Source organism: Christiangramia marina (genome assembly GCF_048285865.1).
Lineage (GTDB): Bacteria > Bacteroidota > Bacteroidia > Flavobacteriales > Flavobacteriaceae > Christiangramia > Christiangramia marina.
Genome location: NZ_JBLVTK010000001.1, coordinates 612,576 through 622,477, shown reverse-complemented (window position 1 = coordinate 622,477; position 9,902 = coordinate 612,576). Strand labels below are relative to the sequence as shown.

Annotated in this window: 7 protein-coding genes; 5 read left to right on the top strand and 2 right to left on the bottom strand. The window is 40.0% G+C overall.

From position 1 onward, the window contains the following. The 5 genes from ACNKXS_RS02860 to ACNKXS_RS02840 form a co-directional block, all read left to right on the top strand. Positions 1 to 332: transporter associated domain-containing protein (locus ACNKXS_RS02860; RefSeq protein WP_417919540.1), on the top strand; the 332-nt coding region annotated here is incomplete at its 5' end. Continuing rightward, positions 329 to 889: a gliding motility lipoprotein GldD gene (gene gldD / locus ACNKXS_RS02855; RefSeq protein WP_417919539.1), complete on the top strand. Its 561-nt coding sequence runs from the start codon at positions 329 to 331 to the stop codon at positions 887 to 889. The genes ACNKXS_RS02860 and gldD, both read left to right, overlap by 4 nt. 87 nt (positions 890 to 976) lie before the next feature. Continuing rightward, positions 977 to 3,955, top strand: coding sequence for a SusC/RagA family TonB-linked outer membrane protein (locus tag ACNKXS_RS02850; RefSeq protein ID WP_417919538.1), 2,979 nt, complete (start codon positions 977 to 979; stop codon positions 3,953 to 3,955). Positions 3,956 to 3,965: 10 nt separating this feature from the next. Beyond that, positions 3,966 to 5,291 (top strand): RagB/SusD family nutrient uptake outer membrane protein, encoded by a 1,326-nt coding sequence (locus ACNKXS_RS02845; protein WP_417919537.1) that lies wholly within the window; start codon positions 3,966 to 3,968, stop codon positions 5,289 to 5,291. A gap of 100 nt (positions 5,292 to 5,391) precedes the next feature. Further along, complete coding sequence (locus ACNKXS_RS02840) at positions 5,392 to 6,288, top strand: DMT family transporter (RefSeq protein ID WP_417919536.1); 897 nt, start codon at positions 5,392 to 5,394, stop codon at positions 6,286 to 6,288. 45 nt (positions 6,289 to 6,333) lie between these two features. On the opposite strand, the gene ACNKXS_RS02835 is transcribed toward ACNKXS_RS02840, so the two are convergent. Next, complete coding sequence (locus tag ACNKXS_RS02835; protein WP_417919535.1) at positions 6,334 to 8,400, bottom strand: M16 family metallopeptidase; 2,067 nt, start codon at positions 8,398 to 8,400, stop codon at positions 6,334 to 6,336. A gap of 20 nt (positions 8,401 to 8,420) precedes the next feature. Then, entirely contained in the window at positions 8,421 to 9,743 is a 1,323-nt protein-coding gene (locus tag ACNKXS_RS02830) for a M16 family metallopeptidase (RefSeq protein ID WP_417919534.1), read from the bottom strand. Positions 9,744 to 9,902: the final 159 nt, after the last annotated feature.

Below are 9,902 nucleotides of genomic sequence, written 5' to 3'. Positions count from 1 at the left end.
CCCTGGAAGATATAATAGAAGAGATTGTTGGTGATATTAGTGATGAATTTGATGACGAAGACCTTATCTATTCCAAACTCGACGAAAATAACTTCGTCTTCGAAGGGAAAACTCCGCTTAAAGATTTCTACAAAATCACCAAAATCGAAGATCCTACGGTTTTTGAAGATCAAAAAGGAGAGGCAGATACTTTGGCTGGATTCTTACTTGAGATCTCCGGAGGTTTTCCAAAGAAAAATGACGACATCATATTTCTGAATTATACGTTCTCAATTGAAGTGATCGACGATAAAAGGATCAAGCAAATCAAGCTGAACATTGCTCCCGTATGAGAAAATTATTCTTTATAATAAGTCTCTTGTTTTTAGTTGTTTCCTGTCAGGACGAGGTGCAACCAAAACCAAAAGCCTTCCTTGCGCTGGAGTATCCCGATGCACACTATGAACAGGTTAATATTGGTTGCCCGTACACATTTGAGAAAAACATTGACGCTCGAATTTCGCCTTCAAGAAATAAAATTCCGTGCTGGATCAACATTAATTATGATGCTATGAATGGGGTGATTTTTCTTACATATCAGCCTGTTCGGAATAATCTCGACTCTTTACTTACCGATGCCCAGAAACTACCATTACAACATACTGTAAAAGCAGATGCTATAGAAGGGGATGTGTATACGAACAGCCTTCATAGAACCTTCGGGATGTTATATGAAGTAGAAGGTAACGCCGCCTCCCAGGCGCAGTTTTATCTAACAGATAGTACAGATCATTTTATTACTGGTTCTGTATACTTCAATAGTTTGCCGAATTACGATTCCATCGTTCCTGCGGCTAATTACCTTAAACAGGATATAAGACAATTAATGGAAAGTCTTCAGTGGAATTGATTTTTTATTCGTACTTCACCGATATATTTCTTAATTATTTAGTAAAAAAGGTCTTATATTGTTAATGTAACCATAAATACATTAATTATGAGGCAATTTTATTTGGTATCTCTCAGGTTAATTCTCTTTCTGCTTACCCCAACAATTATATGTGCACAGGAAGTGCTGGAGGGTAAGACCATTAACGAAGCTACTGGTGAGGTGGTACCTTTCGTTAACGTGATCGAGAAAGGAACCACGAACGGGACCACGAGTGATTTTGATGGTAATTATAGTCTTAGCGTAGAATCTCTGCCTACTACTTTAGTTTTTTCCTACCTGGGATTTGAGACTCAGGAAATCAGGGTGACCTCCAATTCCCCTATGACTATTCAATTTGTTGAATCTTCAGCTACCCTCGATGAAGTGGTCGTTACAGGTTTGGCAACTTCAGTAAAACGTGCGAATGCGGCGAATGCTGTGTCATCCCTCTCTGCAAGTGAAATATCAGGTAGAACGCCTCCTCCCACACTTGATGGTGCACTATATGGTAAATTCGCAGGAGCAACGGTAAGTGCAAATTCCGGAGCGCCAGGTGGTGGTCTGTCGGTAAAACTTCGTGGTGCGACCTCTATTCAGGGCAATACACAACCACTTTATATTATTGATGGTGTATATATTGACAATAGTTCTATCGCAGCCGGGCTAAACGTAGTATCTGCAGCAGCTGCAGGGGGTAGTGCATCCAACCAGGATAACCCGTCAAACAGGATCGCAGATATCAACCCTGAAGATATTGCTAATATCGAAATACTTAAAGGTGCATCTGCCGCAGCCATCTATGGTTCCAGGGCCGCCGCCGGGGTGGTCATCATTACTACTAAAAAAGGTAAGGCTGGAGAAACTATTTTCAATTTCTCTCAGGCTACAGGCTGGACAGAAGTAAACAATCTTTTAGGTCTTCGCGACTATAACGAGCAGCGTGTGCGCGATAGCTTTGGCGATGAAGCCGCGGCAAGTTTCCTGGAAGCTCAGCAGGAAGGCAGACTTGTAGATTATGAAAAAGAAATCTTTGGAGAAAAAGGACTTATTAGCATCACGAACTTCAGTATGAGCGGAGGTAGTGAAAAGACTCGATTTTATACCGGGATTACTCATAATGATGAGGAAGGTATCGTTAAAGGGACAGGTTACAAGAAAACATCCCTGAGATTGAATCTTGACCATAGACCAACCGACTTCATTAAGCTTGGACTAAGTTCCAGTTATGCACATTCATCTGCGAATAGAGGTTTTTTTAATAATGATAACTCAGGAACTACGATTGGGGTGACGCTTACCGGAACTACACCGTGGCTTGAGCTATTCCCTAATGAAGATGGTGTTTATCCAGATAATCCTGCCGGAGCTTCCAATCCTTTACAAACCAGAGATCAGGTTCGAAATAATGAGACCGTGAACAGGTTCATTGTAGGTGGAACCGCTAATGTTGATCTTTATACTGCTGAAAGTTCTAATCTCGAGTTGATCCTTCGTGGAGGTCTTGATTTCTACGGACTCAAAACCAGAGCGATATTTCCAAAATCCCTACAATTTCAGAAGCCATCTAATGGTGGATTGAATGGGGTGGCTGTTCAGGGTGATACTCAAAACAAGAACTACAACTTATCAGCATTCCTGGTCCATAATTATTTCACCGGGAACGATCTCAACTTCCGTACTCAGGCTGGGGTGACCAGAGAGAATTTTGACAGGAATACGCAATTGATCTCTGCTACCGGTCTTGTTGCTTCTGAAACCAATGTAGATCAGGCGGCAAATACTGGCGTGAATCAAACGAGATTGCTGCAGGAAGATTCTGGTTTCTTTGTTCAGGAAGAGGTGAATTTTCAGGATAAAGTCATCGCAACGGTAGGTCTTAGAGGGGATAAGTCTTCTAATAATGGTGATGCGAACGAGTTATATTATTATCCAAAGGCATCTGTAGCTGTAAATCTTAACGAATTCGGATTTTGGAATGAAAGCAGTCCGTGGAGTCAGTTTAAATTAAGAGCAGCATACGGGGAGGCTGGAAATTTCCCGCCATTTGGAGCACTTTTCACTTCATATAATACCTTTTCTACAGATGGATTGCTTGGAATAAGTTTAATTGGAGTGCGTGGAGATCGTAATCTTGAATCTGAAAGACAGAAAGAACTTGAATTTGGTACAGATGTGAGCTTCTTTAAAAACAGGCTTAATTTCTCTGCTACCTATTATATCAAAACCATTGAAGATCTAATTCTTCAGGCCGCATTGGAACCTTCTTCAGGATTTACCAGTGAATTTGTAAATGCCGGGGAGTTAAGAAACCGTGGTATAGAATTAACGTTAGATGCGGTCCCTGTTGCCACAGAAGATTTCACCTGGAATCTTGGAGTGAATTTCTACAAGAATACTTCAGAAATTACCAGGCTTGACGTAGATCCTTTCAACATTGGAGCTTTTGGAGCCACTCTAGGAACCTTCAGAATTGAAGAAGGATCGAGCGCCACGCAAATAGTTGGAATTGGACCAAATCCCGGAGAAAATGGATTTCAGAAGTTTGGAGATGCCGAACCAGATTTTCAAATGGGTTTCAACTCTCAGCTAATTTATAAGAACTTCGATCTTTCCTTTGTATGGCAATGGAAAAACGGTGGAGAGAACGTGAATCTTACAACTTTGTTAACCGACCTTAATGGAACCAGTCACGATTATGATACTGTAGATCTCGATCCAGACGGTCAGGTTGGAAACGGACCTTACAGGGTGAGTCAATTAGGATCATCTGCAGAGGTTTTTGTAGAAGATGCTTCATACTTAAGAATGCGTGAGCTTGGTTTATACTATAATATTCCTGCGGAAGTTTATGATGATTTCCTGAACGGCACTATAGATAATATCAAACTTGGATTCTCGGGTACCAACCTTATCAACATTTTTGATTATAACAGTTATGATCCTGAAGTATCCAACTTTGGAGCAAACGGAATTTTTACCGGAGTTGATGTAACTCCATTCCCTTCTTCAAAGAGATTTCTTTTTCACTTAGCAGTTAATTTTTAATACGTAGATGATGAAAAATACATTAACTAAAATATTCATACTCTTCTTTTTAATTAGCGGTTTACAGGCTTGCGATGTTGAAGAGTTTTCAGACCTTAATAATCCGGAAGTAGATGCTTTCCGTGACAATCTAACCAGAGGTGATCTTCAGGATCTGGTTGGCGGTGTGCTTTACAGTATGCGCGTAAGCCTCGGGACTTATTATGATGATCTTGGCGTGATAGGCCGTGAATACTGGAGATTTTCCAGTTCAGATCCACGATTTACTGCAGATCTTTTAGGAAAAGAAAACGCGGTGCTGGATAATAATACCTTTTATATTACCAATCCATGGGCGGCCAGGTACAGAACTGTGAAAAATGTGAACTTGATCCTTGAATTTATAGAAGGTCAGGACGTTTCAGCTCAATTTTCAGACTCAGAGATTAGCGCAACCAAAGGTTTTTTAAAGACTGTGAAAGCGCACGAACTGCTGCTTAATTTGAATCTTACCTACCAAAACGGTGTTCGAGTAGAGGCGAGTGATGAAAATAATCTGGGGTCATTCTTAGGTTATGATGCAGCGCTTACTGCTATAAGAGCTTTGCTTGATGAGGCGGCGGGAGATCTACAGAATGGAGGCGATTCCTATCCATTTACGCTTACTTCTGGCTTTTCAGGTTTCAATACTCCTGGATCATTCTTAGAGGCAAATAAAGCGATTGCAGCGAGGGTAGCGGCCTATCAGGAAGATTTTCCTGCGGTACTGGATTACCTGGAAGATAGTTTTCTCACTTTGGATGCTTCCATGCTTGATGAGGGTATTTACTATAACTTTAGTGCAGATCAAACTGATATCCTGAATCCATTGTTCTTTCCTGTCGAAGCGACAACAGCCGGAGCAAGGATCGTGCAGCCAGATTTCGTGACCGATGCTGAGGATGGAGACGAGCGACTTAGTAAAGTTGCCCAGCGAAGTGAACCTTTAACCTTCGATTTTCTAACAGGAGATTATGCTGTTTTCAGATATACTTCCAATATAGATGCGATCCCGATCATAAGAAATGAGGAGCTAATACTTCTTTATGCAGAAGCAAATATTTATCAGAATCCTTCTGAAGCTGTAGAAGCTTTGAATCTAATAAGGAATTCAGCAGGACTGGATGATTATGATGGTGATTCTTCTGAAGCTTCTCTTATCGATGAGATGCTTATGCAAAGAAGATATTCGTTGTTTGCTGAAGGTCATCGCTGGCTGGATGTGCGCAGGTATGATCGTTTGGATGAATTACCAACCGACAGGGAAGGGGATGATGTATTTGAGCAATTTCCAATTCCGCTTACAGAAAACCAGTAATATTGCTGATTTTAGATATAGACCATCCCGTACTGCGGGATGGTTTTTTTATGTTTTCATAAGATTTAAAAATTATCTTCGCCGGACTAAAATTTCAGGTTTGAAAAACATTAAGTGGATCTATCTTATCATTCTTTCTATTGTTTGGGGTAGTTCCTTTATCCTTATTAAAAAAGCACTTGTAGGATTGAGTCCTTTGCAGGTTGGGTCTTTCAGAATCATCTTTGCAGCACTGTTTCTAATATTCGTAGGTTTCCGAAGTTTGATGAAACTGAATGGGAAACAATGGAAATGGATCGTAATTTCAGGATTTCTAGGATCATTCTTTCCGGTTTATTTTTTCGCTTTTGCTGAAACCGAAATCGATAGTGCCATCGCTTCTATATTAAATGCGACCACTCCATTATTAACCCTGATAGTGGGCGCTGCATTCTTTCGAGCGGTAGTCACACAGAATAAGATCACCGGCGTGATCATTGGCCTTCTAGGAACCTTCGGACTCATCCTTAGCGGGGCGAGTATCAATCCGGATCAAAATTACTTTTATAGTCTGCTGGTGATTATGGCAACGGCATGTTACGCTGTAAACGTAAATATTCTCAAGACTAAGATGAGTGATATAAGTCCGCTTGGAATTACAGCGGGGAACTTTTTCGTGCTCTTATTTCCAGCTCTTTTGATCCTGTATTTTTCAGGATTTTTTGAACTGGAGCCTATTACTACTAAAGTTGAATTATCGCTTGTATATGTAGGAATACTAGGGGTCATAGGGACCGGTGTGGCAATGATCATTTTCAATAAATTGATACAGATCTCAGATCCTGTATTTACTACTTCAGTTACTTATACTATTCCAGTTGTTGCTCTTGGCTGGGGAATGTTGGATGGAGAGGTCTTTAGTTTCTGGCAGTTAATTTCGGCATTAGTGATACTGCTGGGTGTATTCATTGTGAATCGCTCAAGAAATATTATCGGAAGAAGAAATAACACCAAATAAAAAAAGCCCCGGAAACGGGGCTTTCATATTCTTCAGAAGAAATAATTATTCTACAGAGAAATCTGCATCTTCTACTCCTTCGTTCACCATAATTTCTGAAACTTTAAATTCAAAAGATTGTGGTCCCATACTTTGTGAGATAGTGAAAGGAAATTTCACTCCTTTTACTTCCTGGTAATCACCGTAACCAGTTGGAATGCTCATTGTCTGGCCTCCCTGGCTAACCGTTTTTACAGACTGTACTTTTAGTCCGCTATCTACAGCATAGTAATTCTTTGTAGTCTCATCAGTACTTACTACGTAAGCATCTTTACCATCTACCTGCTCGATCCCTTCGATCTTAGCGTCACCAACAGTTAATTCTGGAAAAGCATCAGCATCTGTTTTTGCAGCTTTGATCTGGTCTTCGTTGTATGGCATTTTCTGACCCATCTGCATTACGAAACCTGTCTCACCATTAAACACCTGCTTGCTTACAACCTGACCACCCATAGTTACTTCCTGGCTTAATTTTCCAGCAGCAGTTCTAGTCATGTCAAGTCCAAGTTCTCTACCCTGAACATTTGCACTAGCGATCATTTTTACACTTTCGATACCTTCGACAGCCTCACGACCGCCAATAGCTTCAATATACTTGTTGTATACCTTATCAACGCTCATATCAGCATCAACTTGTTTTTGCTCTGGCTTTTCAGTTTTCTCACCAAATCTGTTATAATAATTGATCGGGTAAGTTTTACCTTTATAGGTCATCTTTTCAAGATTCTCCAATACATCGGCACCTTTACCGGCGATCACAATTCTAGAATTGTCTGCCAGGAAATACTTCTTTGCAACACGTTGAACGTCTGCTTTAGTAACCTTGTCGATTCTTTCAAGATACTCTTCGTAGAAATCATCGTTAAGATCTTCAGTTTCGATCTCCATCGCAAAATTTGCAATAGTTGAAGGCTGTTCTAAAGAAAGAACGAAATCTCCAGTGATCTTAGCTTTGGCATTAGCCAGTTCCTGATCTGTTACCATCTCGTTTCTCATTTTGTAAACCTCGTCCAGGAATGCAACTACAGAGCTATCTGTAACTTCATTTCTTACACTTGCACTGGCTACGAAAGTTGAAGCATATTTATCATTCCCAGTACTTGAGTAAGCGCCATAAGTATAACCTTTGTCTTCACGAAGGTTAAGGAATAATCTTGCTTCACCACCACCACCAAGAATCTTGTTAGCTACAAGAACCGGGAAGTAATCATCGTCCTTTTTCTTAAGGTTGATCGTATTTACAAGAGCGATTTCAGATTGTACAGCGTTTGGCATATCAACAAAGTTGATCTCTGTTTGCTTTACATTAGATACTGCAGGCATTTTAGCTTCCGGAGTCGCTTTACCGGTCCATGAAGAAAAGTTCTTTTTTACAAGATCTTTTACGTCATCTTCATCTACATCTCCAACAACTACCAGGTAAGCGTTCTTAGGAGAGAACCAGGTTTTGTAATAAGACTTAACGTCTTCCAGTTTCACTGCGTTTACAGTTTCTTCCGTAGAGAATTCACCGTAAGGGTGATCTTTACCATAAGCTAGAGCAGAGCGAACTCTACGAGCGTTATAAGAAACATCCTTTTCACTACTTTTTAGTCCGTCGATAGTTCTCGCTTTAGACTTATCAAATTCTTCCTGAGTAAATTCAGGATTGATGATTCCATCTGCCATTAAAGCTAGCACATCAGGGAAATATTTAGATAGTGTATTTGCATTAGCACCACCAGCATAAAAATTTAGACGTGCACCAAGGAAGTCAACTTTTTCATTGAATTCATCCTTAGACATGTTCTTGGTTCCTGTTCCAATAAGGTCACCGGTTAGTCCGGAAACACCTGCTTTGGCACCTTCTGCATGCGGAGCATTGTCAAATCTTAAAGACATGGCAACACGTGGCAACTTATTGTTTTCCACGATCATTACCTGCATTCCATTATCAAGCTTGAAAGTTTCAGGTTCGTCCACATTTACTTTTGGAGCAGGACCCGGTTCGGGCATCTGGCTACGGTCAATTTGAGCTGAAACTCCGACTGTTAGCGTTGCAAACGCTGCCAGAGTTAGTATATTTTTTCTCATTGTTTTCAATTTTTTAATTATTATTCCGGCTGTTCGCTGGCTGGTAAATACTCAAGCACTACTCTTTGGTTAGGCTTTAAGTATTCTGAAGCAACTCTTTTGATGTCTTCTCTGGTGATATTTCTGTAAATATCAATTTGATCGTTGATAAGATCAGTATCTCCGTAAAGAAGGTAGTTTCTGGCTAAAGAGTTAGCGATACCTGCAACACTTGAATTTGAATTTACAAAGTTGTTTTCTGCTTTGTTCTGAAGCTTCTGGAAATCCTTTTCAGAAATAAGTTCACTTCTTAATTTAGCGATCTCTTCTTCGATCTCGGTATTTAAAGTCTCCAGTTGTGTTTCTCCCTGAGGAATACTGAAAATTAGGTACATCCCGTAATCTTCCTGCTCTAAGTTGAAAGCTCCAACCTGAAGTGCCTGCTTCTGCTCATCTACCAGTTTTTTGTATAATTTAGAGCTGTTACCATCACTTAAGTAATCAGAGATCATATTCAAAACGTAAGAATCTTTTTCAGTAAAAGCCGGAGTTCTGTATCCAATTACAGAAGCCGGGATTTGGATGTTTGAGTCATAAGACTTGGCATTGATTTGCTCGGTAATTGGCTCTTCTTTCGGGAAATCTCTGGTAACTTCATCTCCTGAAGGGATAGGGCCGAAGTAATCTTTGATCATCTTCTTGGTTTCATCGATCTTAATATCACCGGCAACAACCAATACGGCATTGTTAGGCACGTAGTATTTATCGAAGTAAGCTTTGAATTCATCTAAAGTAGCCGCATCAAGATCTGCCATATAGCCAATGTTTGGATCTTTATAAGGGTGATTCTGGAACATATTCTCCTGCATAGCCGGCAATAAGTTACCGTAAGGGGAATTATCCATACGTAGTCTTCTTTCTTCTTTTACCACTTCATTCTGAGTGTCTACACCTTTTTGTTTGATAATTGGGTGTAGCATTCTTTCAGATTCCATCCACAATCCTAATTCAAGGTTATTTGAAGGGAATACTTCATAGTAATAAGTTCTGTCCTGGCTGGTATTAGCATTGTTGCTACCACCATTTGAACTAACGATTTCGAACCACTTTCCATTTGGAATGTTCTCGGTCCCTTCGAATAACAGGTGCTCGAAAAAGTGAGCCATTCCTGTTCTTCCGTCTTCACGGTCTTTTCCACCAACGTGGTACATTACAGATGTGGTTACAACAGGAGCAGAGTTATCCTTGTGCAGGATCACATGCAGCCCATTGTCTAAATCATACTCAGTAAATTCTACTTCCTGAGCAAATCCTACGATTCCAATCAAGAAAAAGCAGAATAACAGTCCTAGTTTGTTAATCATTTTTTTAAGGTTTTTTCAATTGCCATTATTAGTTTGAGTAGCTATGAAAATGTTACATTAAAATAAGCTTATTATCGAGATTGTGCGAAATGTGTTAAAATTAACAAGCTATTAAGGCAATAAACGCTGTAATTTTAGGAAATTTACGTCTAAAACCAA

What these genes read in the sequence shown, in the direction of transcription:
- gldD (WP_417919539.1), top strand. Translation starts at nt 329, where the DNA reads ATGAGAAAATTATTCTTTATAATAAGTCTCTTGTTTTTAGTTGTTTCC.
- ACNKXS_RS02850 (WP_417919538.1), top strand. Translation starts at nt 977, where the DNA reads ATGAGGCAATTTTATTTGGTATCTCTCAGGTTAATTCTCTTTCTGCTT.
- ACNKXS_RS02845 (WP_417919537.1), top strand. Translation starts at nt 3,966, where the DNA reads ATGAAAAATACATTAACTAAAATATTCATACTCTTCTTTTTAATTAGC.
- ACNKXS_RS02835 (WP_417919535.1), bottom strand. Translation starts at nt 8,400, where the DNA reads ATGAGAAAAAATATACTAACTCTGGCAGCGTTTGCAACGCTAACAGTC.
- ACNKXS_RS02830 (WP_417919534.1), bottom strand. Translation starts at nt 9,743, where the DNA reads ATGATTAACAAACTAGGACTGTTATTCTGCTTTTTCTTGATTGGAATC.